The organism is Cupriavidus sp. FW216-B1, from assembly GCF_058789195.1.
Map to the genome: position 1 here is coordinate 1 of NZ_JBYTEL010000029.1, position 25049 is coordinate 25049.

Here is a 25049-nt window from a genome sequence, read left to right on the forward strand (position 1 = left end):
GCGCGGCGGCGGGTGCCGGGGCGGCGGCCGGGGCGGGAGCGGCGGCGGCGGGCGCGGCGGCGCCGGCGGTGGCTTCGGTGTCGATCTTGGCGATCACTTCGTCGGCGACCACGGTGTCGCCGTCGTTGCGGATGATCTGCGACAGCACGCCGGCCGACGGGGCCGGCACTTCGAGCACGACCTTGTCGGTCTCGATTTCGATCAGGATTTCGTCCTGGGCAACGGCTTCGCCCGGCTTCTTCTTCCAGTTCAGCATGGTTGCTTCCGCAACCGATTCAGAAAGTTGGGGGACCTTGACGTCAACAATAGCCATGGTTTTTTATTTCCTTTGGTATTCGTATGTGCTTCACGCGTGCGGCAAAAACAAGGCGGCGCGCGCCCGATGCGCGCACCGCCATTCAGGCCACGATCATTTGGTCAGGACAAAGCCCTTGAGCTTGACGAAAGCGGCTTCGAGCAGTGCCTTCTGTTGCTCGTTGTGCTTGGCGTAGTAGCCCACTGCCGGCGAGGCCGAGGCCGGACGGCCGGCGTAGCCGAGCTTCTGGCCATCGGTCATGTTTTCCATGATGTAGTGCTGCACGAAGAACCAGGCGCCCTGGTTCTGCGGTTCGTCCTGGCACCACACGATCTCGTTGGCGTTGGGGTACTTCTTCAGCTCGGCGGCCACGGCCTTGTGCGGGAACGGATAGAGCTGTTCCAGGCGGATGATGGCCGTGTCGCTGGCGCCGCGTTCCTTGCGCGCGTTGACCAGGTCGTAGTAGACCTTGCCCGAGCACATGACGATGCGCTTGACCTTGCTGGCGTTGAGTTCTTCGTGGTCGGGGATGACCGTCTCGAAGTGACCCTTGGCCAGGTCGGACAGCGGCGAAACCGCATCCTTGTTGCGCAGCAGCGACTTCGGCGTCATGATCACCAGCGGCTTGCGGAACAGACGGATCATCTGGCGGCGCAGCAGGTGGAAGATCTGGGCCGGGGTGGTCGGCTGGCAGACCTGCATGTTGTGGTCCGCGCACAGCTGCAGGAAGCGCTCGATGCGCGCCGAGCTGTGTTCCGGACCCTGGCCTTCGTAGCCGTGCGGCAGCATCAGCGTCAGGCCCGAGGCGCGGCCCCACTTCACTTCGCCGGACGAGATGAACTGGTCGATCACGACCTGGGCGCCGTTGACGAAGTCGCCGAACTGGGCTTCCCAGATCACCAGCGCGTTCGGCTCGGCGGTCGAGAAGCCGTATTCGAAGCCGAGCACGGCTTCTTCGGACAGCACCGAGTCGATCACCGTGAACGGTGCCTGGTTTTCCGACACGTTCTGCAGCGGCACGTAGCTGCCGGCATCCCAGCGCTCGCGGTTCTGGTCATGCAGCACGGCGTGGCGGTGGGTGAAGGTGCCGCGGCCGGCGTCCTGGCCGGTGATGCGCACCGGATAGCCCGAGGCCACCAGCGAGGCGAAAGCCAGGTGCTCGCCCATGCCCCAGTCCAGCGACTGGTCGCCGCGGCCCATGTTGGCGCGGTCCTTGACGACCTTCTCGACCAGCGTGTGCAGCTTGAAGTGCTCGGGGATGGTGGTGATGCGTTCGGCCAGGCGCTTGAGCTCGGTCACCGGCACGGCGGTGTCGGCGGCGTCGGTCCACTTGCGGTTCAGGAACGGCATCCAGTCCACCGCGAACTTGTTCTTGAAGTTCGACAGGACCGGATCGACCGTGTGCTTGCCCGCGTCCATCGCGGCGCGGTATTCCTTGACCAGCTCGTCGCCGAAGTCGGCGCCGACCAGGTTCTGCGCGGCCAGCTTGTCGGCGTACAGCTTGCGCGTGCCCGGATGCTGGCTGATCTTCTTGTACATCAGCGGCTGGGTGACGGCCGGGGTGTCCTGCTCGTTGTGGCCCAGCTTGCGGAAGCAGATGATGTCGACCACGACGTCGCGCTTGAACTCCATGCGGAAGTCCACGGCGAGCTGCATGGCGAACACCACGGCTTCGGGATCGTCGCCGTTGACGTGCAGCACCGGCGCTTCGATCATCTTGACCACGTCCGTGCAGTACAGCGTCGAACGCGCGTCGCGCGGGTCGGAGGTGGTGAAGCCGATCTGGTTGTTGATCACGATGTGCATCGTGCCGCCCGTGCCGTAGCCGCGGGTCTGCGCCAGGTTCAGCGTTTCCATCACCACGCCCTGGCCGGCGAAGGCCGCGTCGCCGTGCACCTGCACCGGCAGCACTTCGGCATGGCCGGCGGGCTCGCCGCGGCGTTCCTGGCGGGCCTTGACCGAGCCTTCCACGACCGGGTTGACGATTTCCAGGTGCGACGGGTTGAACGCCAGCGACAGGTGGACCGGGCCGCCTTCGGTGGAGACGTCGCTGGAGAAGCCCTTGTGGTACTTCACGTCGCCGGCCGGCAGGTCGTCGACGTGCTTGCCTTCGAACTCGGCGAACAGGTCCGCCGGCATCTTGCCCAGCGTGTTGACCAGCACGTTCAGGCGGCCGCGGTGGGCCATGCCGATGACGATTTCCTGCACGCCCTTGCTGCCGGCGCGCTGGATCAGTTCGTCCATCGCGGCGATGAACGATTCGCCGCCTTCCAGCGAGAAGCGCTTCTGGCCGACGAACTTGGTATGGAGGAAGCGTTCCAGGCCTTCGGCCGCGGTCAGGCGGTCAAGCACGTGCTTCTTCTTCTCGAGCGTGAACACCGGCTTGGAGCGCGTCGTTTCCAGGCGCTCCTGCCACCAGCGCTTCTGCGCCTGGTCGCTGATGTACATGAACTCGGCGCCGATGCTGCTGCAGTACGTTTCGCGCAGGTTGTTGAGCAGCTCGCGCAGGCTCATCGATTCCTTGCCGAAATAGGTATTGCTGGCGTTGAAGACGATGTCGAGGTCGCTTTCGGAGAAGCCGTAGAAAGCGGGGTCGAGATCCGGCAGGGGCGGACGCTCCTGGCGCTTGAGCGGGTCGAGGTCGGCCCAGTGCGAACCGATGTTGCGGTAGGCGGCGATCAGCTGCGTGGCAGCGACGCGCTTGCGCCCCATGTCCGAATCGGCGGACGCGACGATGGTCCTGATGGGACCGGCCTTGGCGCGCTCGGCGAACGAGGCGACGATCGGCGCATGCGGAATGTCGCGCGCGCTGGAGCCGTCGACGGCAGGCACGTTCTGCATCGCGTCGAAATACGCGCGCCAGTTGTCGGGGACCGAGGTGGGATTCTGGAGGTAGGCCTCGTACAGCTCTTCCACATAGGGCGCGTTGCCGCCGAAGAGGTACGAATTGCTTTGATACTGCTGCATCATGGGGCGCTCACTATTCTCCGGGAATGCCGGAGTAAAGCGGGTTCATCAACCTTCCGCGACACGGCTTGACCGGTTAGCGGATTGCAAACAACTCTTCAGGTCAACCGGAACACCTTATGCAAACGGCACCGCGATGGGTGCCGGTTCTTTCAGCGCTGCGATTGCCCTGCAAGGGCAAGTTGTGCGGGGAAGGACCTAAGTCTTCACTGCGCATAAGAATAGCACGTTTGCCGGAAGCCGCCGGGGTCTTTTCGTATTGCGGAACGCATTTGCAACAACGCCCGCGCCGGGGCCGGCGCGGGCGCATTGGCGCGCCTCGCGGGGCCGCGCGCGCGATGCGCCGGCCCCCTGCCGCGGCGGGCGCCAGGGCGCATCGCGCCGCATCAAGTCGCATCAAGTCGCATCAGGCCGGGTCGGGCGCGATCCGGTCGACCGCGTCGGTGATCAGCGAATCGAGCCCCCAGCCCAGCAGCTCGGCCGCGCGTGCCGGATCGTTGACCGTGTAGCAGGCCACGCGAAATCCGGCCGCGTGCGCCGTCTCAATCACTTCCGCGGTGAGCTCGCGATGGTTCGCATCGAGCGCCACGCAGTCCAGCCGGCGCAGCCGCGCCAGCCAGTCGGGCGGCAGCTTGTCCAGCAGCAGCGCGCGCGGCAGCGCCGGCGCGGCTTCGCGGGCGGCTTCCAGCGCGGTCTCGGAGAACGACGACAGCAGCGGCGGCACCTCGCTGCCGGCCCACAGCGCCAGCGCGTCCAGCGCCACCGCCGCGCCGGTGCGCCATTCCGCGCCGGGCACCGGCTTGATCTCGATGTTGGCGTGCAGGCCGTTGGCGCGCGTATAGCGCGCGATGGCGGCCAGCGTGGGAATCGGCTCGCCGGCGTACACCGGGCTGTGCCAGCTGCCGGCGTCGAGCGTGGCCAGCTCGCCCAGCGTGAGCGCGTCGATGCGGCCGTGGCCGCTGGTGGTGCGCTCCAGCATGGCGTCGTGCAGCAGCACGGCGCGGCCGTCGCCGGACAGCTTCACGTCGAACTCGAACATGCGGTAGCCGAACCCGGCGCCGTGGCGGAATGCCGCCAGCGTGTTCTCGGGCGCCAGTTTGCCGGCGCCGCGGTGGGCGACGTGGCGCGGATAGGGCCAGGCGGCGAGGGCTGCGGGCGCGGGCGTGGTCTGGGTCATGGCGCGGGCTCCTTCAGGCGTCGATGCGCTTGCCGGTCTCGGTATCGAAGAAATGCAGGTGATCGGCCGAGGCCGTGACCGGCAGGCGGTCGCCGCCGCGCACCTGCATGCTGCTGTCCAGCCGCACCACCACCGGCTGGCCGCCGAGCGTGCCGTAGGCGAACGAGTCCGCGCCGAGCGCCTCGACCAGGCGCACGTCGATCTCGGCGATGGCCTCGGCCGCCGCGCACGGCTCGATGTGCTCCGGGCGCAGGCCCAGCAGCGCGCGCTGCGGCAGGTGCAGGCCCATCGGCAGGTGGCCGAGCGTGGCCTCGGGCTGCGCCGGGGCGCCCTCCTTCGGCTCCACGCGCATCTGCGCCTCGCCGCCGCCGTTGAGGCGCGCCACCGGCACCAGGTTCATCGGCGGCGAGCCGATGAAGCCCGCCACGAAGGTGCTGGCCGGGCGCGCGTAGACTTCCAACGGCGTGCCGATCTGCTCCACGCGGCCGCCGTTGAGCACCATCATGCGGTCGGCCAGCGTCATGGCCTCGACCTGGTCGTGCGTCACGTACATGCTGGTGGTGCGCAGGCGGCGGTGCAGCTCCTTGAGCTCCAGCCGCATCTGCACGCGCAGCTTGGCGTCGAGGTTGGAGAGCGGCTCGTCGAACAGGAACACCGCCGGCTCGCGCACGATGGCGCGGCCCATCGCCACGCGCTGGCGCTGGCCGCCCGACAACTGGCGCGGCTTGCGCTCGAGCAGCGGCGCCAGCTCCAGGATGCCGGCGGCATGGCGCACGCGCTGCTCGATCTCGGCCTTGGCCATGCCGCGGATCTTGAGCCCGTAGGCCATGTTGTCGTAGACGCTCATGTGCGGATAGAGCGCGTAGTTCTGGAACACCATCGCGATGTCCCGCTCGGCCGGCTCGAGCTTGTTGACGACCTTGTCGCCGATGTGGACCTCGCCGCCGCTGATGGCCTCGAGCCCGGCCACCATGCGCAGCAGGGTGGACTTGCCGCAGCCCGAGGGGCCGACGATGACGATGAACTCGCCGTCGGCGATCTCCATGTCGATGCCGTGCACGACCTTGACGTTGCCGGCGTAGGTTTTCTGTACGTTGCGAAGCGACAGTTTTGCCATTGCGATTCTTTCCTGCTGCGTGTGCGCTGCTTGTTCGCGGCGGCGCGCCGGTTGCGCGCCGCTCGTCCGCTATCGGGCATGGCTGGCGCGTTCCCGCGCCCCGCCCTGCCCGCCCGCTTATTTCTCGGTCTCGACCAGGCCCTTGACGAACCACTTCTGCATCAGCATCACCACCAGCGCCGGCGGGATCATGGCCAGCATCACGGTGGCCATCACCAGGTTCCAGTCGGTGGCGGCGTCGCCCGAGCGCGAGATCATCTGCGTCACGCCCACCACCACCGGCGTCATCGACTTCTGCGTGGTGATCAGCAGCGGCCACAGGTACTGGTTCCAGCCGTAGATGAACTGGATCACGAACAGCGCCGCGATGCTGGTCCGGGACAGCGGCAGCACCACGTCCCGGAAGAAGCGCAGCGGCCCGGCGCCGTCGATGCGCGCGGCCTCGGCCAGTTCGTCCGGGATGGTCAGGAAGAACTGGCGGAACAGGAAGGTCGCGGTGGCCGAGGCGATGATCGGGATGGTCAGGCCGAAGTAGCTGTCGAGCATGCCGAGGTCCGACACCACCTTGTAGGTCGGCAGGATGCGCACCTCCACCGGCAGCATCAGCGTCATGAAGATCATCCAGAAGAACAGCTTGCGCAGCGGGAAGCGGAAGTACACCACCGCGAAGGCCGAGATGATGGAGATCGCGATCTTGCCCAGCGCGATGCCCAGCGCCATGATCAGGCTGTTGAGCATCATCGTCGAGACCGGCGAGGCGGCATTGCCCACGCCATCGGCCAGCACCGTGCGGTAGTTCTCCAGCAGGTGGCTGCCCGGCAGCAGCGTCATGGGTGCCTGCAGCACCTCGTCGGCGGTCAGCGTCGAGGCGACGAAGGTCACGTAGACCGGAAAGGCCACCACCAGCACGCCGAGCACCAGCACGAGATGCGAAAGAAAATCGAGAAAAGGGCGTCGTTCTACCATGTCAGCAATCCCTCAGTACTGCACCTTGCGTTCCACATAGTGGAACTGCACCACCGTGAGGACCATCACGATCCCCATCAGCACGACGGACTGCGCGGCCGAGCCGCCGATGTCGAGCCCGCGGAAGCCGTCCTGGTAGACCTTGTACACCAGCGTGTTGGTGGCGTTCACGGGGCCGCCGTGCGTCACCGCGTCGATGATGGCGAAGGTGTCGAAGAACGCGTAGACCACGTTGATGACCATCAGGAAGAACGTGGTCGGCGACAGCAGCGGGAACACGATCGACCAGAAGCGCCGCCACGGGCCCGCGCCGTCGATGGCGGCGGCCTCGATCAGCGGCTTGGGGATGCTCTGCAGCCCCGCCAGGAAGAACAGGAAGTTGTAGCTGATCTGCTTCCACGCCGCGATCAGCACCACCAGCAGCATGGCCTGGTTGCTGTTGAGCAGGAAGTCCCAGTTCACGCCGAACGCGTGCAGGGCATAGGACACCACGCCCAGCGTCGGATTGAACAGGAACATCCACAGCACCCCCGCCACCGCCGGCGCCACCGCATACGGCCAGATCAGCAGCAGCTTGTAGCCGCTCGCGCCGCGCACCACGCGGTCGGCGAAATACGCGAGCAGCAGCGACACCGAGAGCCCGACCAGCGTCACGCCGACGGCGAACACCGCCGTCACGCGGAAGGAATTCAGGTACTGCGCGTCGCCGAACAGGTCCCTGAAGTTCTCCAGGCCGACGAACTGCAGGTCGATGCCGAACGCATCCTGCCGCAGCACCGACTGGTACAGGGCCTGCCCCGCGGGCCAGAAGAAGAACACCAGCGTGATCGCCATCTGCGGCAGCACCAGCAGATAAGGCAACCATGAAGATTGGAATACGACCCGTTTTTCCATCACGTATCCAGACCGCCGCCACGGGCGGGGAGTCATCCGTCGGGAACACCGCGGCCCTGGCGGGCCGCCCAAACCAAAGACGGAGGCAATGCCTCCGCCGTCCATCCACCCGATACCTCAGGCGCTCACTCGCGGGCCGTCTTCTGGAAGCGCTCGAGCAGTTCGTTGCCGCGCGCCACGGCCGAGTCCAGCGCCTCCTTGGGCTGCTTCTTGCCGGTCCACACGGCTTCGAGCTCTTCGTCGATCACGGTGCGGATCTGCGGGAAGTTGCCCAGGCGGATGCCGCGCGACTTGTCGGTGGTCTTGACGATCATCTGCTTGACCGCGACGTCGGCGCCCGGGTTCTTGTCGTAGAAGCCGGACTTCTTGGTCAGCTCGTAGGCCGCCGTGGTCACGGGCAGGTAGCCGGTCGACTGGTGCCAGTCGGCCTGCACCTCGGGGCGCGACAGGAACGTGAAGAACTTGGCCACGCCCTTGTATTCCGCGGGCTTCTTGCCGCCCATCACCCACAGCGACGCGCCGCCGATGATGGTGTTCTGCGGCGCGCCGGGCACGCCCTGCTCGTAGGGCAGCTGCGCCGCGGCGAAGTCGAACTTGGCGTTCTTGCGGATGTTGGCCAGCGCCGCCGAGGAGGCGGTCAGCATCGCGCACTGGCCGGCGATGAACTTGGCCTTGGGCTCGTCCTTGCGGCCGCCGTAGACGAAGTAGCCCTTCTGCTGCATGTCGAGCAGGTTGGCGATGTGCTTGACGTGCAGCGGCGAGTTGAACGTCAGGCGCGCGCCGGGGCCGCCGAAGCCGTTGTTCTCGGTGGCGAACAGCGTGTTGTGCCAGGCCGAGAAGCTCTCCAGGTGCACCCACGACTGCCAGTCGGTGGTGTAGCCGCAGGAGACGCCGGCGGCCTTGAGCTTGGCGGAGTCGGTCGCCACTTCCTGCCACGTCAGGGGCGGCTTGTTCGGATCCAGCCCGGCCTTCTTGAAGGCGTCCTTGTTATAGAACATGATCGTGGTCGAGCTGTTGAACGGGAACGACAGCATCTCGCCCTTGTTCGACGTGTAGTAGCCGGCCACCGCGGGGATGTAGATCTTGGGGTCGAACTTCTCGCCGGCGTCCTTCATGACCGCCGCCACCGGCTTGATGGCACCCTTGGCGCTCATCATGGTGGCCGTGCCCACCTCGAACACCTGCAGGATCGCCGGCGCGTTGCCCGAGCGGTAGGCCGCGATGCCCGCCGCCAGCGACTCGTCGTACTGGCCCTTGTAGACCGGCACGACCTTGTAGTCGGACTGGCTGTTGTTGAACTCGGTGGCGATCGCGTTCACCTTGTCGTTGAGCGCACCTTCCATCGAATGCCACCACTGGATCTCCACGGCAGCATGGGCGGAGCCCGCCACGGCCAGCATGGCGAAGGTGGCGAGGGTCAGCGCGGTACGTTTGATGGTCATGGGAAACTCTCCTGTTGTTCTATCGCGACGTGGGACAAAAATCGTCCGACTGTATGCAGTTTTTATGACAGCCGGATGTTACCCCGCCGGCCGCGATTGGAGAACCGGGCAATTCCACTAAATGACAATAATATGACAACGATTTGCCAATGCCTTGACAGGGTAGAATCCGGCACCATGCAAGCCATCCAGACCCTCTCCGCCCCGGCGCTGCGCCGGGTTCGCGGCGTGCTGACCGACATCGACGGCACCCTCACCACCGACGGCAGGCTGCCGGCGGCGACTTACCTGACACTGGACCGCCTCCGGCAGGCCGGCCTGCACGTGATCCCGGTCACGGGCCGCTGCATCGCCTGGGCCGAGATCCTCACGCGCCTGTGGCCGGTGGACGCCATCATCGGCGAGAACGGCGCGTTCTATTCCCACCTGCGCGCCGGCAAGCTGGCGACGCGCTACCTGGACGACGCCGCCACGCGCGCCGCCAACCTCGCGCGCATCCACGCGCTCGGCCAGCACATCGTGCAGGCGGTGCCGGGCTGCGCGCTGGCCTCCGACCAGGCCTGGCACGCCGCCGACCTTGCCATCGACCACGCCGAGGACGTCGCGCCGCTGCCCGCCTCGGAAGTGGCGCGGATCGTGGCGCTGATGCGCGCGGCCGGCATGACGGCCACGGTCAGCTCGATCCACGTCAACGGCTGGTTCGGCGCGCACGACAAGCTCAGCATGAGCCGGCTGTGCGCGGCCGAGCTGCTGGGCGCGGACCTCGACGCCGAGCGCGACCAGTGGCTGTTCATCGGCGACTCGGCCAACGACGCCACCATGTTCGCGCACTTCCCGCTGTCGGTCGGCGTGGCCAATATCCGCGACATCCTGCCGCAGCTGCCCGCCCTGCCCGCCTACGTGACCGCCGCCGCCGGCGGGGAAGGCTTCGCCGAGATGGCGGAGCTGCTGCTGGCCGCGCGCGGCTGACGCGCCGGCGCGGCAGACGAGACAAGCCGGGCGAAACAAGCCAGGCGAAACAAGCAAGACAAGCGAAACGGGCGGGCCGGAGGCCGATCCTGTCGGATCGGCGCCCGGCCCGCCCGCCTCTTTTCCCGCGGCCCGGCGCGCAGCCGGCCCGCGGCTCAGTCGAAGCCCAGCTCCTGCAGCTTGCGCGTGATCGTATTGCGCCCGATGCCCAGGCGCGTGGCCGCCTCGACCCGGCGCCCGCGCGTCACGCCCAGCGCCGCCTCCAGCACCGCCTTCTCGAAGCGGCGCGTGAGCGCGTCCATCACCTCCGGCTGGCCCGATTCGAGCATCGCGCGCGCCTCGCCGGCCAGCAGGTTTTCCCAGCCCGCCATCGCGCCGGCCGACGCGACGCGGCCGGCAAAGGACAGCGCGCCGTCCGGCTCGGTGGTGATGACGCTCGGCGCGGCGCCGTAGTCCACCGCGTCGTGACCGTCGGTGTCGTCGCGCGCCTCCGGCGCCCGCGCGATGCCGCTCGCCGTGCCGGTGCCGTTGCTGCCCGAGCCGCCGCCGATCATCTCGCGCGGCAGGTCCTTGACCTCGATGGTCTGGGCCGGCGCCATCACGGTCAGCCAGTTGCACAGGTTCTCGAGCTGGCGCACGTTGCCGGGGAACGGCAGCGTGCTGACGTAGGCCAGCGCCTCGTCCGACATGCGCTTGGGCTCCACGCCCAGTTCCTTGGCGCTCTTCTGCAGGAAATGGCGCGCCAGCAGCGTGATGTCCTCGGGCCGCTCGCGCAGCGGCGGCAGGCGCAGGCGGATCACGTTGAGGCGGTGGAACAAGTCCTCGCGGAACAGCCCTTCCTTGACGCGCGTCTCCAGGTTCTGGTGGGTAGCGGCGATCACGCGCACGTTGGCGCGCAGCGGATTGTGGCCGCCCACGCGGTAGAAATTGCCGTCGGACAGCACGCGCAGCAGGCGCGTCTGCAGGTCGAACGGCATGTCGCCGATTTCGTCGAGGAACAGCGTGCCGCCCTCGGCCTGCTCGAAGCGGCCGCGGCGCATGGTCTGCGCGCCGGTGAAGGCGCCGCGCTCGTGGCCGAACAGCTCGGATTCGAGCAGGTCCTTGGGGATGGCCGCGGTGTTCAGCGCGATGAACGGGCCGTTGGCGCGCGGGCTGTGCTTGTGCAGCGCCTGCGCCACCAGTTCCTTGCCGGTGCCGGACTCGCCGGTGATCAGCACGGTCACGTTGGACTGCGACAGGCGGCCGATGGCGCGGAACACGTCCTGCATGGCCGGCGCCTGGCCGAGAATCTCGGGCGCGTCGACCAGGCGGTCTTCCATCTCCTCCTCGCGCAGGCTTTCCTGCAGCGCGCGGCGGATCAGCTCGACCGCCTTGTCCACGTCGAACGGCTTGGCCAGGTATTCGAAGGCGCCGCCCTGGAACGCCGCCACCGCGCTGTCGAGGTCGGAGTAGGCCGTCATCACGATGACGGGCAGCCCCGGATGGCGCGCCTTGAGCGCCTGCAGCAGATCCAGGCCGGAACCGCCGGGCATGCGGATATCGGAGATCAGGACTTGCGGCTCGTCGTCTTCCAGCGCGGCGAGAACATCGCGCACGTTGGTAAAGCTGCGCGAGAGCAGGCTTTCACGGGCAAGGGCTTTCTCAAGAACCCAGCGGATTGATTGATCGTCGTCGACTATCCAGATCGGCTTCATGTGCGTCGCTTGTCTGCTCGGTGTCATTTGGTCTTCCGATCCTGCGTGCGCGCCGCCGGCGGGGCCGGTCGGCAGCAATCGTTGTGGCAAGGCCGCTTGCCGGCGCCGGGTCAATGCAGGGGCAGCAGGATACGGAAGTCGGTACAGCCAGGCCGGCTCTCGCATTCGATCAAGCCCTCGTGCTGCTGCACGAAGGTTTGAGCGAGTGTGAGACCGAGGCCGCTGCCGCCGTCCCTACCCGACACCAGCGGATAGAAGATGCGTTCGCGAATATCCTCGGGGATGCCCGGACCGTTATCGATGACATGCAAGTCCAATGCCAGCTTGAACAAACGCTTGGCAATCGTCACCTGGCGGGCCACCCGCGTGCGCAGCACGATCTGCGCGTCGCCGCGCGCGATGCGCTCGGCGAGCGCCTGCGCGGCGTTGTGGACGATGTTGAGCACGGCCTGGATCAACTGCTCCATGTCGCCGCGCAGGTCGGGCAGGCTGGCGTCGTAGTCGCGCACGATGTCCAGCCCCGTGGGGAATTCGGCCAGCACCACCGAGCGCACGCGCTCCAGCACCTCGTGGATGTTGAGGTCGGACACGATGTGCGGGTGGCGGTGCGGCTCCAGCAGCCGGTCCACCAGCGTCTGCAGGCGGTCCGACTCCTTGATGATGACCTGGGTGTACTCGCGCAGCGAGCGGTCCGGCAGCTCGAACTCCAGCAACTGCGCCGCGCCGCGGATGCCGCCGAGCGGGTTCTTGATCTCGTGGGCGAGATTGCGGATCAGCTCCTTGTTGGCCGAGGTCAGGTCGAGGATGCGCTCCTCGCGGTCGCTGCGCACCTTCTGCTCGTTGGGCAGCATCTCCACCAGCACGGTGTCGGGATTGGCTTCGAGCGCGCCGATCACCACGTGCACGTGCATCGGCTCCTGCAGCGGCGGGTGCAGCACCACGTCCTGCCGGCGCGCGTCGAACTGGCGCGACAGCACCGTGTCGATCATGCTGTCGAGCTCCTCCGAGGCGCCGAACAGGTCGCCCAGCGACAGCTCCAGCATCGCCTTGCGCGACAGCGCGAAGCTGGCCTCGGCGGCCGGATTGGCGTAGACCACGCGCATGCCCGGCTGGCGCACCAGCAACACCGGGTTGGCGATGACGTCGAGGCCCTGGTGGTAGGACACGTCGCCCAGGGGCAGCACCACGGCTTCGCCCTCGGGCGGGTTGCCGGCTCCGGCCGAAGCCACTTTGCGGGAGACGCTGCGGATCAGGCGACGCATGAGACTAGTCCTTCAGGTTGGAGAGTTCGCGCCGCAGCGATGCGGCGTTGGCCTCGCCGCGCGCGATGTCGTCGCGCAGCGTGGCGGTGCGGTCGAGATACTTCTGGTAGTTGCGCTCGTTGCCCTGGCGCTCCGGCTGGCCGTCGTTGTACTCGGCGCGCAGCGCGGCCAGCTTGGCTTCCTCGCTCTGCAGCTCCTGCTCGAGCACGGCGCGGCGCTCGCCGTCGCGGCTCTTCTGCGTGGCGCTGTCCACGCGCGGGAACGCCGCCGGCGCGGCGGCCGGCGCGCCGCCCCTGGCGCCGCCGCCGGACACGCGCGTGCCCGGCACGGTAGTGACCTCGGGCAGGCTGAGCCGCTTGCAGTTCTTGCCGCCGCTGCCGTTGCGGTACTCCGGCACGCCGTTGGCGCCGGTGCACAGGTAGATGTCACCCGACTGCGCCGGCGCCGGCCGGCTCCAGCCGAGCAGCGCCAGCGCCAACATGGCGCACAACGCCGCCGATGCGTGCCAGCGGGCACCGAAGCGGGGCACGGACCGGAGCGAGGAAAGCAGGGAATCGAGCGCGTCCATTGATTTCAGCAAGGGAGGTGGGAAAGGAGCCTCATTCTAGCCATCAATGCAGGCATCAAAACAAAAAGGGACAGCCGAGGCCGCCCCTTCCTGGTGCAACTGTTGCCCGGTCACAACCTGGCAACGTCCCGCCTTACAGCGAGTAGTACATCTCGAACTCGACCGGGTGCGTGGTCATGCGGAAGCGGGTGACTTCTTCCATCTTCAGCTCGATGTAGGCATCGATCATGGAGTTGGAGAACACGCCGCCGCGCGTCAGGAACTCGCGGTCGTTGTCGAGGTATTCCAGGGCCTGGTCGAGGCTCGAGCAGACGGTCGGGATCTTTGCATCCTCTTCCGGCGGCAGGTCGTACAGGTTCTTGTCGGCGGCTTCGCCCGGGTGGATCTTGTTCTGCACGCCGTCCAGGCCGGCCATCAGCAGCGCCGAGAAGCCCAGGTACGGGTTGCACAGGGGATCGGGGAAGCGCGTTTCGATGCGGCGGCCCTTCGGGTTCGCGACATACGGAATGCGGATCGAGGCCGAGCGGTTGCGGGCCGAGTAGGCCAGCTTCACCGGGGCTTCGAAGCCCGGCACCAGGCGCTTGTACGAGTTCGTGCCCGGGTTGGTGATGGCGTTCAGCGCGCGTGCGTGCTTGATGATGCCGCCGATGTAGTACAGCGCGAATTCCGACAGGCCGGCGTAGCCGTTGCCCGCGAACAGGTTCTGGCCGTCCTTCCACACGGACTGGTGCACGTGCATGCCCGAGCCGTTGTCGCCGACGACCGGCTTCGGCATGAAGGTGGCGGTCTTGCCGTAGGTGTGGGCGACGTTCTGGATCACGTACTTCTGCAGCTGGGTCCAGTCGGCGCGCTGCACCAGCGTGCTGAACCTGGTGCCGATCTCGTTCTGGCCCTGGCCGGCCACTTCGTGGTGGTGGACTTCCACGGGGATGCCGAGCGATTCGAGGATCAGGCACATTTCCGAACGGATGTCCTGGAAGGTGTCGATCGGGGCGACCGGGAAGTAGCCGCCCTTCTTGCCCGGACGGTGGCCGCTGTTGCCGTGCTCGAATTCCTTGCCCGACGACCACGGTGCTTCTTCCGAGTTGATCTTGACCGAGCAACCCTGCATGTCGACGTTCCACGTCACGCCGTCGAAGATGAAGAATTCGGGTTCCGGACCGAAGTAGGCGGCGTCGCCCAGGCCGGTGCTCTTCAGGTAGGCCTCGGCGCGCTTGGCGATCGAACGCGGGTCGCGGTCGTAGCCCTTGCCGTCCGACGGCTCGATCACGTCGCAGGTCAGCACCAGCGTCGGCTCTTCGTAGAACGGATCGATGTTGGCGGTAACCGGATCCGGCATCAGCAGCATGTCCGAAGCCTCGATACCCTTCCAGCCGGCGATCGACGAGCCGTCGAAAGCGTGGCCGCTTTCGAACTTGTCTTCGTCAAAGTGCGACACGGGCACCGACACGTGTTGCTCCTTGCCTTTGGTATCGGTGAAGCGGAAATCGACGAACTTGACGTCGTTTTCCTTCACCAGCTTCATCACATCTGCAACGCTGTGGGCCATGCCTATCTCCTGGAAATTCGGCTGAAGTCTAGAAAGCCATTCTTGCGTCGATCTCCGCGCCGGCCGCCTTGCTCGGGGGCATCGGCGCGGCACGAGGATCGCCGCGAAAGGGACGAGGAATGTTAGCAGAAAGCATGCCAAGGGAAGACCCCAATTCCACCCCCGTTCCCGAAAAAAGTGCAGCCCGGCAGCCGCATGCGTCTCTTCCGCCCGGCGATGGGTGCCGCATGTGGCATATGCGGAACGGCACCGCGGCGAACGGCGCGCACGCGCCCCGCGACTGCGCATGCGGGCCGCGCGCCGGAAACACCAAAACGGTGCCGCGCCTTTTCATTGCGCACTATTTTCGTGCCAATGCGGTGTCATGCATATTTTTGGTGCATGCGCGCCCGCACCACCTCTCCGCCCGCCCTGGTTCGCCGGCAGCACCGTCCGAACGCACCGGCGCCGGGCCGCGGCGCGCTAGAATAGCCGATGGCGTCCCCGCTGCGCGATGGGCGGACAGACGGACGCCATTCCCATCCCCCAAGATCCTGCCACCCACCCCCGATGACCACCCGAGACGATCTCCTCCAGGCCGCGCGCCAGCGCCAGCAGCAAGACCAGCTTCCCTATTTCGGCGCCCTCTCCCCGCAGGAAGCGTTCGCGCTGCTGCAGAACGACCCCCGCGCCGTGATGGTCGACGTGCGCACGCAGGCGGAGCTGGACTGGATCGGCGGCCCGGACCTGCCGGAAGCGCAGTCCGCGCACGTGGAATGGATGAGCTACCCGGGCGGCGCGCAGAACGCGGCCTTCCTCGAACAGCTCAAGGCGCGCGTGGCGCCCGACGTGCCGGTGCTGTTCCTGTGCCGCAGCGCGGCGCGCTCCAAGCATGCCGCGCGCGTGGCCACCCAGGCCGGCTACCAGTTCGCCATCGACGTGCTCGAAGGCTTCGAGGGCAACCGCGACGAGCACCATCACCGCAAGACGGTCGAAGGCTGGTGCGTGCGCGGCCTGCCGTGGCACGGCGCGTGATGGTGGCGGGATAGCCCCGGACCGGCGCCGGCCGGGCCAGTGAAAACGGGACAGCCGCGCTGTCCCGTGAAGTTGCCGACAGGACAGTTCCGCTGTCCTGTTTTTTCGTTGCGCGAACGCGCCGCGGCCGGCGCCCTAGTCCCCCGCCGGATCCCCGGGCCGCCGCGAGCCCACTTCCACCAGCTCGAACCCCATCGCGCGCACGCCGTCGCGCAGCATCGCGTAGGCCGGCTCGACCAGATCGACCGCGCCTTTCACGCCGAGGTCGATGTGCCGCCGCGCATAGAGCTCGCCGCGCGTGGCGTCGCCCACCGACGGCAGGCTGAACACGCGCACGCCGTCGAACGCCGCCTCGACCCGCTCCATCAGCGGGGTCAGCGTCGACTCGGGCGCCTCGAACACCAGGAACGAGCGCTCTTCCTGCACCGACATATGGAACAGGTGCGGGTAGTAGTGGTCGAGCACCCATTCCATCATCGGCCACGCCATCACCGGGAAGCCGGGCATGAAGTGGTGGTCGGCCACGGAGAAGCCGGGAATGCGGTTGTAGCTGTTGGGGATGATGCGCGCGCCGGCCGGGAATTCGCCCATCTTGAAGCGGTGCTGGTTCTCGGGCAGGTTCAGGTCGCCCTTGACCGGGTCGCCGGCGGCGGTCTCGGCGATGCGCTGGGCGATCAGCTCGCGCGCCTCGGGATGCAGTTCCAGCGGCACGCCGAGCGCGGCCGCCGCGCACTGGCGGGTGTGGTCGTCCGGCGTGGCGCCGATGCCGCCGGTGCAGAACACCACGTCGCTGCCGGCAAGCGTGCGGCGCAGCGTGGCGGTGATGCGCGCGCGCTCGTCGCCGACGTACTCGGCCCAGTCCAGCGCCAGCCCGCGCGCCGCCAGCAGCTCGATGGCGCGGCGCATGTGCTTGTCCTCGCGCCGCCCAGACAGAATCTCGTCGCCAATGACGATCAGGCCGAAACCCATGATGCCCTCGCTTCAGGAATGTTCAATGCGCCGCACGTCGGACGGCGCGAGATCGATGACGTCCAGCGCCGGCGCTGCCGCCGCGGCGGCGGCGGCGCGCTCGGCGCGCAATTGCTCCAGCGCGCGCAGGCAGAAATGCCCGAACCACAGCGCCGAGAAGATGAAGATCAGCACGTACAGCCACAGCGTGCCCGCCAGCACGAACGGGAACAGGAAGATCAGCGCCGCGGAGGAAACCCAGATCAGCGTCGGCGCCGAGCCCAGCAGGCCGACCACCACGCCGATGGCGAGCAGCGGCATGCGGTGGCGCTTCATCAGGGTCCGGCGCTCCTCGGCGGTGGCATGCTCGGCGAGCGCGTCGTAGGTCATGACGCGATAGGTCAGCCAGCCCCACAGCAGCGGCGGGATCAGCGCGAAGAACAGCGGGAACAGCCACAGCGGCAGGGTCACGATCACCAGCACCAGGAACAGGCAGGTGCTGCCCAGCGTCTGCAGCACGCTGCCGGCCACGCTGCCGCCCCGGGCCCGCTCCAGGCCGGGATAGCTGCGCTCGAGGTGCCGCACCACCGCCGGCACCGAGAACAGGCTGATGAAGATCAGCATGGAGGCGATCACCAGCGGCACCATCAGCGCGATCACGAACAGCGGCGCCACCACCGCGTGCAGCGACTGCATGCCCAGCCACGCCAGCCCGGCGTAGATCCAGCTGGTCAGCACCGAGGTTTCGAGCATGCCGCGCGCGGTCGCCATGATGGGTTCCCAGCCCCACAGCAGCAGGCCGCCCCACAGCGCCGTGGCGAGCACGAAGGGGATGACGGTGAGCATCAGCATGCGCGGATGCAGCTGGCTCATCAGGGCACGGGCGAGCGCGCGGAAAATGTCGTTCATGCAGGCAAGAGGAGGATCGCGCGGCTACCGCGCAAACGGGGACGGATAGACTAGCACACGTCACCGGAACGGGCTGCCGGGCCCGCGCGGGCGCTCACCCGCGCCGCAGCAGCCGCCGGATGCCGTACCACTGCTGCGACAGGAAGCCGGCGCCGTAGTCGCGCCCCTTGCCCGCCGGGGGCGGCATCTGGTCGCGGATGCCGGTGGGATGGTAGGCATCGGTAAACACGGCGGTGCGGAACAGCATGTCCCACCAGGGGAAGATCACGCCGTAGTTGCAGCCGCCGAGCCGGCCCGGGCGGCCCTGCGTCTCGTGCCCCACGCCCACCGCGTGATGGGTGCGGTGAAAGCGCGGCGACACCAGCAGGCGCTCGCCGAGCGCGCCGAAATGCAGGCGCAGGTTGGCGTGCTGCAGGCTCTGCAGCAGTTGCGACAGCGCCACCAGCAGCACGTACTGCGACGGCTCCACGCCGACCGCCAGCGCGGCGGTGGCGAACACCAGGTCGCGCAGCATGTCGTCGAGCAGGTGGTTGCGGTTGTCGCTCCACAGCGTCATCTGGCGCTGGCTGTGATGCAGCGCATGCAGGCTCCACCACCAGCGGTAGCTGTGCGACAGCCGGTGGTACCAGTAGTCGAGCAGGTCGAACAGCAGCAGGTAGACCACGAAGCTCACCAGCGGGATCGAGGTCACGCCGGGCCACCAGTCCTCCACGTTGACGCGCTGCCAGCCGAGCAGCCGGAGGTGCCCTTCCAGCGCGTCCATGACCGGGTCGAGCAGGAAGAACATGGCCAGGCGGAACAGGCCGAGCCGGTGGATGACCGTGTAGAGGATGTCGGTGCGGATCGCGGCGCGGTCGGTCACGGCCTCGACCGGGCGCAGCTTTTCCAGCGGGCCGAGGATCAGCACCATCACCACGATCTGCACCAGCCCCACCAGCAGCCATTCGGTGCCGGTGAAGGCGTCCTCGGCGTAGCCGCCCAGGCCGAGCTGGTACACCACCGGCAGGATCACGTCCTGGAACAGCGTCGCCTCGACCTGGCCGACCCAGGCATTGAAGGTGTCCAGCATCACGGCCTCCCCGCACCCCCGGCCGCGGCCGTGGCCGCCTGCGCGCGGAACCACTCGCGGTAGGCCGGATGCTCGCGCAGCGTGGCGAAGCAGAAGCCCTTGCGCTCCAGGCCGCTGATGAGCGGCTCGAGCACGGCCGGCGCCCACGGGTCCTTGCGCGACCAGATGCCGAGGTGCGCCATCGTGATGTCGCCGTCGCGCAGGTCGCGCAGCGCGCGTGCCAGCAGCGCCTTGTTCGGGAAGCGCTCGGACGACAGCTCGTCGCCGAGGAAACCGGCCGGCGCCCAGCCCACATGCTTGAAGCCGCACTGCTCGGCCCATTGCAGCGTCTGCGGCGCGGTATGGCCGCCCGGCGCGCGCCACAGCGGCGACATGGTGGCGCCGCTCAGGCTATGCAGCGCCTGCGCGCTGCGCTTGAGTTCGGCGCAGAAGCCCTGCTGGTCCATCGCCACGTCCTGCCCGGCCTGCGCGCCGAACTGCGGGCGCATCGTCACCTTGCCGTCGCGCGTGCCGCGCAGGTAGACGTGGTCGAAGGTATGGCTGCCGAACACGTGGCCGTCCGCCGCCAGCGTCTTCCAGTACGGCGCCCAGCCCGGGTCGAGCGAGCTGTCCTTGTTGACGGTGGGCTCGTTGGCGAGGAAGAAGGTGGCCTTGACGTGGTGGCGGCGCAGCGTGTCGGCGATCAGCGCGGCCTGGCTCATGCTGCCGGTGTCGAAGGTCAGGTAGAGCGTGCCGGCGCGGCACGACTGCGCGCCGGCACCGGCGGCGGCGGGCGCGGCGGCGCCGGCCAGCCCCGCGGCGAGCGCCAGCCCGGCCGCGGCAAGCCCCGCCGCCGCGCGGATCGCCGCGCGGGCCGGGCGGGGCCGCGAAATCTTGCTCATGATGCCTGTCCTGTTGACCTGTGACTGCATTGGAGTAGCGACAGCCATGCTAGTTCGATTGCCCTGCCCGCCGCGGCGTTCCGCGCCGCGCTCAGTACAGCGGCGCGCGCGTGCGGAAGTAGATGCCGTGCGGCGAGCGGCCCACGCGGATGGTCTTGACCAGCTTGCGGCTGGCCACGTCGATCAGGCCGACCGAGCGCGCCCAGCGGAAGCTCACCCACAGCGTCTTGCCGTCGGCGGTCAGTTCCATGTCGTCCGGGCCGGGCGGCAGGCCGGTGATGTCGCCGACCTTGGTCAGGGTCTGCTGGTCGACGATGCTGATGGTGCCGGACACGCGGTTGGACAGGAACAGGTGGCGCTTGTCGCCCACCGCGCGGAAATTGTGCGCGCCCTTGCCGGTCGGGATCTGCTTGACCACGGTGCGGGTATGCCAGTCGATCACGGCAACGTAGTCGGCGCCGGTCATGCCCACCAGCAGGTACTTCTGGTCGGGCGTGACCCACACGCCGGCCGGCGCCGAGCCGGCGTCCATGCGCCACATCACGCTCTGCGTGGGCAGGTCGATGGCGACCACCTCGTTGGAGTCCTGCAGCGTGACGAAGGCCACGCGGCTGTCCGCGGTGAAGGCGATGTGGCTCGGTGTCTTGGCCAGCGGCAGCTGCTTGGCCAGCTTGAGCGCCTTGCCGTCCCAGCGGTACAGGTCGACGCGGTCGAGGCGGTTGCCGGTGGTGACGAACCACTTCTGGTCGGGCGAGAAGCCGATCTGGTAGGGATCGTCGATGTTGGGAACGCGCTGCTGGACCTTGCCGGTGACGGGGTCGAGGAAGACCAGGTCGTTGCCCACCGCGTTGGCGACGATCAGCGATTTGTCGTCGGGCGTGGCGATCAGGTGATGGGGTTCCTTGCCGATCGGGAAGGTCTCCAGCACCTTCTGCGTGTCCTTGTCGATCAGGGTGACGGTAGCATCACCCGAATTGAGGACCACCACGACTTCCGCCGAGGCCGGCGCCGCTGCCATCCCCAGGGCCAGGGTGCCGAGCATGGCAAACCCGGAAACTACACGACGCAATGCGAGCATAAGACCGTTAGGCAAAAGACTGAATCGGGCATTCTAACGTTTCAGGGCCGCGATCCGATGACCTGAAGCAACAAACTAACACTTCGTCACAATGTCGCAAGGTGCACCGGCCCGCACACGGAAAGCCGCGGGAAAGCGCGGGCTCCCCGCGCCGCGCGGCGCTCACCGCTGCATGGATTCCCACACCTTCTGCAGCCGCTTCACCGACATCGGCACCGGCGTGCGCAGCTCCTGCGCGAACAGCGCCACGCGCAGTTCCTCAAGCATCCAGCGGAACTCGTCCAGGCGCGCGTCCTCCACGCCCCGGCCCTGCTGGCGCAACTGTTTCTCGGCGCGCTGCCACTGCTGCAGCAGCGGCGTCATGTCCTGCAGGCGCTGGGCGTCGCGCGCGGGATCGCCCTTGATCTTGTCGATGCGCATGGCGATGCCCTTCAGGTAGCGCGGGAAATGCACCAGTTGCTGGTAAGGCGTGTCCGTCACGAACTGCTTGCCCATCAGCCGCGCCAGCTGCGCTTCCATGTCGGCGTGCGCGGCGGCGAACGGCTTGGCCTGCACCAGCTTGCGCGGCAGCGTGGCGTACTCGGCCAGCACCGCACCCACCAGCCGGGCGATTTCCTGCGCCAGCAGGTTCAGGCGCGAGCGCCCTTCTTCCTTGCGCGCGGCGAACTCGGCCTCGTTGCGCGGCAGCGGCGCCTGCAGGCAGGCCCGCTCCAGCGCCACCGTGACGATCTGGTCGCGCAGCATTTCCTGCGTGCCCAGCGTCATGTACTGCATGGCCATCTGCTGCAGGCCGGGAATGTTCTTTTCCAGGAACTTCACCTGCTCGCGCAATTGCAGCGCGAACAGGCGGCGCAGCCCGGCGTGGTGCACGCGCACCGCTTCCTGCGGGTCGTCGAACACCTCCACGTCGCAATGCGCGCCGTGGTCGACCAGCGCCGGATAACCGAACAACGTCTGGTTGCCCTTGCGGATCTCCAGCAGTTCCGGCAGCTCGCCGAACGACCAGCTGGTCAGGCCTTCGTACTGGCCCGGCTCGGCCGCCGGCGCCTGCGAGGCGGACTGCGCGGCGATGCTCTGGAACGACTGCTGCGCCTGCCCGCCCAGCTCGGCGCGCAGCTGCGCCAGGTTGCGGCCCATGTCGAGCTGGCGGCCGTGCTCGTCGATGACCTTGAAGTTCATCGCGTGGTGGGCCGGCAGCGTCTCCAGCTTGAAGTCCGCGCGCCTGACCAGCGTGCCGGTCTGCGCGCGGATGTCGGCGATCAGCACGTCGAGCAGCTCGCCCTCGCCGAACGGGTTGCGCTCGACGAAGCCGGCCGCGTAGTCGGGCAGCGGCACGCAATGCCGGCGCAGCTTCTGCGGCAGCGACTTGAGCAGCAGGTGCACCTTCTCCTTGACCATGCCCGGCACCAGCCAGTCGGCCCGCTCGGGGCGCACCTGGTTGAGCGCGTACAGCGGCACGGTCAGCGTCACGCCGTCGCGGTGGCTGCCGGGCTCGAAGTGGTAGGTCAGCGCCATGTCCACGCCGGCCACCGGCAGGATCTTGGGGAACAGGTCGGTGGTGATGCCGGCCGCCTCGTGGCGCATCAGCTCCTCGCGGTTCAGGTAGAGCAGCTTGCGGTCGCGCGCGCTCTCGGCCTGATACCACTGCTCGAAGGTGGCCTGCTGGTGGATGTCGGCCGGGATCAGGCGGTCGTAGAACGCGAAGATCAGCTCGTCGTCGACCAGCACGTCCTGGCGGCGCGACTTGTGCTCGAGATTCTCGATCTCGCGCGTGAGGCGCTGGTTGTGCGCGAAGAACGGCAGCCGGGTGTCGAACTCGCCTTCCACCAGCGCGCGCCGGATGAACAGCTCGCGCGCCTCGGCCGGATTCATCGGCCCGTAGTGCACGCGGCGGTGCTGGTAGACGACCAGCCCGTACAGCGTGGCGCGCTCCATCGCCATCACCTGGCCCGACTTCTTCTCCCAGTGCGGATCGCTCCAGCTCACCTTGAGCAGGTGGCGGCCCACCTGCTCCAGCCATTCCGGCTCGATGCGCGCGAGCGTGCGCGCGAACAGGCGGCTGGTCTCGATCAGCTCGGCGGCGATGATCCAGCGGCCCACCTTGCGCGCGATCAGCGAGCCGGGCCACAGGTGGAACTTGATGCCGCGCGCGCCCAGGTATTCGCGCCCGCGGCCGTCGGCCTCGTCGAGCTTGCAGCCGACGTTGCCGAGCAGGCCGGTCAGCAGCGCCTTGTGCACCTGCTCGTAGGTCGGCTCGCTCTCGTTGAGGCGCCAGCCCTGCTCGGTCACGGTGGTCAGCAGCTGCGAATGCACGTCGCGCCATTCGCGCAGGCGCACGTGCGAGAGGAAGCTGGCGCGGCACTGGTCCTGCAACTGGCGGTTGGTCTTCTTGTGCGCCACCGCTTCCTCGAACCACTTCCACAGCTTGACCCAGCCGAGGAACTCGGACTTCTCGTCCATGAACTTGCGGTGCGCCTGGTCGGCGGCTTCCTGCGCCTCCTGCGGGCGATCGCGCGGGTCCTGCACCGACAGCGCGCTGGCGATGATCAGCACCTCGCGCAGGCAGTGATGCTCGCGCGCGGCCAGGATCATGCGCGCCACGCGCGGGTCCAGCGGCAGGCGCGCGAGCTGGCGGCCGGTCTGGGTCAGCGCGTTGGCGTCGTCGCCCGCGCTCTCGACCGCGCCGAGCTCCTGCAGCAACTGGTAGCCATCGGCGATGGCGCGGCCCAGCGGCGGCTCGATGAACGGGAACTGCTCGATCGCCGTCAGCCTGAGCGCCTTCATGCGCAGGATCACCGCGGCCAGCGAGGAGCGCAGGATTTCCGGATCGGTGAAGCGCGCGCGGCCGATGAAATCCGATTCCTCATAGAGCCGGATGCAGACGCCGTCCGCCACCCGGCCGCAGCGCCCGGCGCGCTGGTTGGCGGCGGCCTGCGAGATCGCCTCGATCTGCAGCTGCTCGACCTTGTTGCGGTACGAGTAGCGCTTGACGCGCGCCAGCCCGGTATCGACCACGTAGCGGATGCCGGGCACGGTCAGCGAGGTCTCGGCCACGTTGGTGGCCAGCACGATGCGGCGCGCATTGGACGGGCGGAACACGCGCTCCTGCTCCTGCACCGACAGCCGCGCGAACAGCGGCAATATCTCCGTGTGCGGCGGATGGTGCTTGCGCAGCGCCTCGGCCGCCTCGCGGATCTCGCGCTCGCCGGGCAGGAACACCAGCACGTCGCCGGGGCCGAGCCGGCACAGCTCGTCCACGGCCTCGACGATGCCGTCGAACAGGTCGCGGTCCTTGCTCTGCGCCGACTTGGGCGCGCCGTCGGCCGGCGCGTCCTTCTCGATCGGGCGGTAGCGGATCTCCACCGGGTACAGCCGCCCGCTCACCTCGATCACCGGCGCCGGCTTGCCGCGCTGCGCGAAATGCTCGGCGAAGCGGTTGGCGTCGATGGTGGCCGAGGTGATGATGAGCTTGAGGTCCGGGCGCTTCGGCAGGATCTCCTTGAGGTAGCCGATCAGGAAATCGATGTTGAGGCTGCGCTCGTGCGCCTCGTCGATGATGATGGTGTCGTAGGCGCGCAGCAGCGGGTCGGTCTGGGTTTCCGCCAGCAGGATGCCGTCGGTCATCAGCTTGACCGAGGCGCCCGGCGACATGGTGTCGTTGAAGCGCACCTGGTAGCCCACGTGCTCGCCCAGCGGCGTGCCGATCTCCTGCGCGATGCGCTTGGCCGTGGAAGTGGCGGCGATGCGGCGCGGCTGGGTATGGCCGATCAGCCCGCCGCTGCCGTCCGTGCCGGGGCCGCGCCCGATCGACAGGCAGATCTTGGGCAGCTGGGTGGTCTTGCCGGAGCCGGTCTCGCCCGAGACGATCACCACCTGGTGGTCGCGCAGCGCCTGCGCGATCTCCTCGCGGCGCGCCGATACCGGCAGCGCCTCGGGAAACGTCAGCGGCGGCAGCGGCGTGGCGACGCGGCGCGGGCGGGCGGCGGCTTCCGCGCGCGGCCGGCCCTCGCGCGGCGGCCTGGGCGGGCGCGGCCCGGCCGGCGCGGCGGCGTCCACCGGCTTTGGCCGGCGCCCGTCCCCGCGCGCCGGCGCGCGGCCTTCCGGCGCGCCGGCGGGCATGGCGGCGGACGCGGCGGCGGACATAGCAGCGCCCGCGCGCGCGCCGCCGGGCGGCCCGGCATGACCGGGCCGCCGCCCCTGCTGGGCGGCAGGCCGGGCGGGCGTCTGGACGGGTGCGGGAGCGGCCTTGG

At 68.2% G+C, this 25049-nt stretch carries 18 protein-coding genes and 2 pseudogenes; 2 read left to right on the plus strand and 18 right to left on the minus strand.

The window, feature by feature from the left end; genetic code table 11:
• The 7 genes from AC3WXD_RS32115 to ugpB all read right to left on the minus strand — a co-directional run.
• Positions 1-256 (minus strand): biotin/lipoyl-containing protein (locus AC3WXD_RS32115; protein ID WP_492325451.1); only part of this gene is annotated, 256 nt, incomplete at its 3' end.
• Positions 257-409: 153 nt separating this feature from the next.
• Positions 410-3265 carry a 2-oxoglutarate dehydrogenase E1 component gene (locus AC3WXD_RS32120; RefSeq protein ID WP_020206342.1) on the minus strand — a complete coding sequence of 952 codons (2856 nt, stop codon included), beginning with the start codon at positions 3263-3265 and terminating at the stop codon, positions 410-412.
• A 403-nt stretch (positions 3266-3668) separates the two neighbouring features.
• Positions 3669-4439: a glycerophosphodiester phosphodiesterase gene (ugpQ, locus tag AC3WXD_RS32125; RefSeq protein WP_454731747.1), complete on the minus strand. Its 771-nt coding sequence runs from the start codon at positions 4437-4439 to the stop codon at positions 3669-3671.
• Positions 4440-4452: 13 nt separating this feature from the next.
• Entirely contained in the window at positions 4453-5556 is a 1104-nt protein-coding gene (locus tag AC3WXD_RS32130) for a sn-glycerol-3-phosphate import ATP-binding protein UgpC (RefSeq protein ID WP_020206344.1), read from the minus strand.
• Between the two features lie 117 nt (positions 5557-5673).
• On the minus strand, positions 5674-6522 hold the full coding sequence (gene ugpE / locus AC3WXD_RS32135) for a sn-glycerol-3-phosphate ABC transporter permease UgpE (RefSeq protein ID WP_029044306.1): 849 nt from the start codon (positions 6520-6522) through the stop codon (positions 5674-5676).
• A gap of 12 nt (positions 6523-6534) precedes the next feature.
• Positions 6535-7416: a sn-glycerol-3-phosphate ABC transporter permease UgpA gene (gene ugpA, locus AC3WXD_RS32140; RefSeq protein WP_029044307.1), complete on the minus strand. Its 882-nt coding sequence runs from the start codon at positions 7414-7416 to the stop codon at positions 6535-6537.
• Positions 7417-7541: 125 nt separating this feature from the next.
• On the minus strand, positions 7542-8858 hold the full coding sequence (gene ugpB / locus AC3WXD_RS32145) for a sn-glycerol-3-phosphate ABC transporter substrate-binding protein UgpB (protein WP_020206347.1): 1317 nt from the start codon (positions 8856-8858) through the stop codon (positions 7542-7544).
• 177 nt (positions 8859-9035) lie between these two features.
• Here ugpB and AC3WXD_RS32150 point away from each other — a divergent pair, with 177 nt between their 5' ends.
• The gene (locus AC3WXD_RS32150; RefSeq protein ID WP_020206348.1) at positions 9036-9827 is read left to right on the plus strand and encodes an HAD-IIB family hydrolase; all 792 of its coding nucleotides are present in this window, start codon (positions 9036-9038) and stop codon (positions 9825-9827) included.
• Positions 9828-9982: 155 nt separating this feature from the next.
• Here the strand turns inward: AC3WXD_RS32150 and AC3WXD_RS32155 are convergent.
• The 5 genes and pseudogenes from AC3WXD_RS32155 to AC3WXD_RS32175 all read right to left on the minus strand — a co-directional run.
• Positions 9983-10225: pseudogene (locus tag AC3WXD_RS32155) on the minus strand (helix-turn-helix domain-containing protein); the annotation flags it as partial.
• Between the two features lie 158 nt (positions 10226-10383).
• Positions 10384-11521 (minus strand): annotated as a pseudogene (ntrC, locus tag AC3WXD_RS32160) (nitrogen regulation protein NR(I)); the annotation flags it as partial.
• A gap of 110 nt (positions 11522-11631) precedes the next feature.
• On the minus strand, positions 11632-12783 hold the full coding sequence (gene glnL, locus AC3WXD_RS32165) for a nitrogen regulation protein NR(II) (RefSeq protein ID WP_020206350.1): 1152 nt from the start codon (positions 12781-12783) through the stop codon (positions 11632-11634).
• A 4-nt stretch (positions 12784-12787) separates the two neighbouring features.
• Positions 12788-13351, minus strand: coding sequence for a hypothetical protein (locus AC3WXD_RS32170; protein WP_020206351.1), 564 nt, complete (start codon positions 13349-13351; stop codon positions 12788-12790).
• A 133-nt stretch (positions 13352-13484) separates the two neighbouring features.
• Positions 13485-14900, minus strand: a complete 1416-nt coding sequence (locus tag AC3WXD_RS32175) for a 3-hydroxylaminophenol mutase (RefSeq protein ID WP_029044310.1) — start codon at positions 14898-14900, stop codon at positions 13485-13487.
• Positions 14901-15449: 549 nt separating this feature from the next.
• Between AC3WXD_RS32175 and AC3WXD_RS32180 the strand changes: the two genes are divergently transcribed.
• Positions 15450-15914 (plus strand): rhodanese-like domain-containing protein, encoded by a 465-nt coding sequence (locus tag AC3WXD_RS32180; RefSeq protein WP_020206353.1) that lies wholly within the window; start codon positions 15450-15452, stop codon positions 15912-15914.
• 135 nt (positions 15915-16049) lie between these two features.
• On the opposite strand, the gene AC3WXD_RS32185 is transcribed toward AC3WXD_RS32180, so the two are convergent.
• The 6 genes from AC3WXD_RS32185 to hrpA all read right to left on the minus strand — a co-directional run bounded on the left by AC3WXD_RS32185 (position 16050) and on the right by hrpA (position 24942).
• Complete coding sequence (locus AC3WXD_RS32185) at positions 16050-16883, minus strand: competence/damage-inducible protein A (RefSeq protein WP_492325452.1); 834 nt, start codon at positions 16881-16883, stop codon at positions 16050-16052.
• 12 nt (positions 16884-16895) lie between these two features.
• On the minus strand, positions 16896-17771 hold the full coding sequence (locus AC3WXD_RS32190) for an EI24 domain-containing protein (RefSeq protein ID WP_492325453.1): 876 nt from the start codon (positions 17769-17771) through the stop codon (positions 16896-16898).
• Positions 17772-17865: 94 nt separating this feature from the next.
• Positions 17866-18840 (minus strand): sterol desaturase family protein, encoded by a 975-nt coding sequence (locus AC3WXD_RS32195; protein WP_059413369.1) that lies wholly within the window; start codon positions 18838-18840, stop codon positions 17866-17868.
• The gene (locus tag AC3WXD_RS32200) at positions 18840-19721 is read right to left on the minus strand and encodes a polysaccharide deacetylase family protein (RefSeq protein WP_492325454.1); all 882 of its coding nucleotides are present in this window, start codon (positions 19719-19721) and stop codon (positions 18840-18842) included. Before AC3WXD_RS32200 ends, AC3WXD_RS32195 begins: the two co-directional genes overlap by 1 nt.
• A 91-nt stretch (positions 19722-19812) precedes the next feature.
• A complete protein-coding gene (locus AC3WXD_RS32205) occupies positions 19813-20799 on the minus strand; it encodes a YVTN family beta-propeller repeat protein (protein ID WP_029044446.1) in 987 nt (328 codons plus the stop codon).
• A gap of 162 nt (positions 20800-20961) precedes the next feature.
• The gene (hrpA, locus tag AC3WXD_RS32210; RefSeq protein WP_492325455.1) at positions 20962-24942 is read right to left on the minus strand and encodes an ATP-dependent RNA helicase HrpA; all 3981 of its coding nucleotides are present in this window, start codon (positions 24940-24942) and stop codon (positions 20962-20964) included.
• Between the last annotated feature and the right edge of the window lie 107 nt (positions 24943-25049).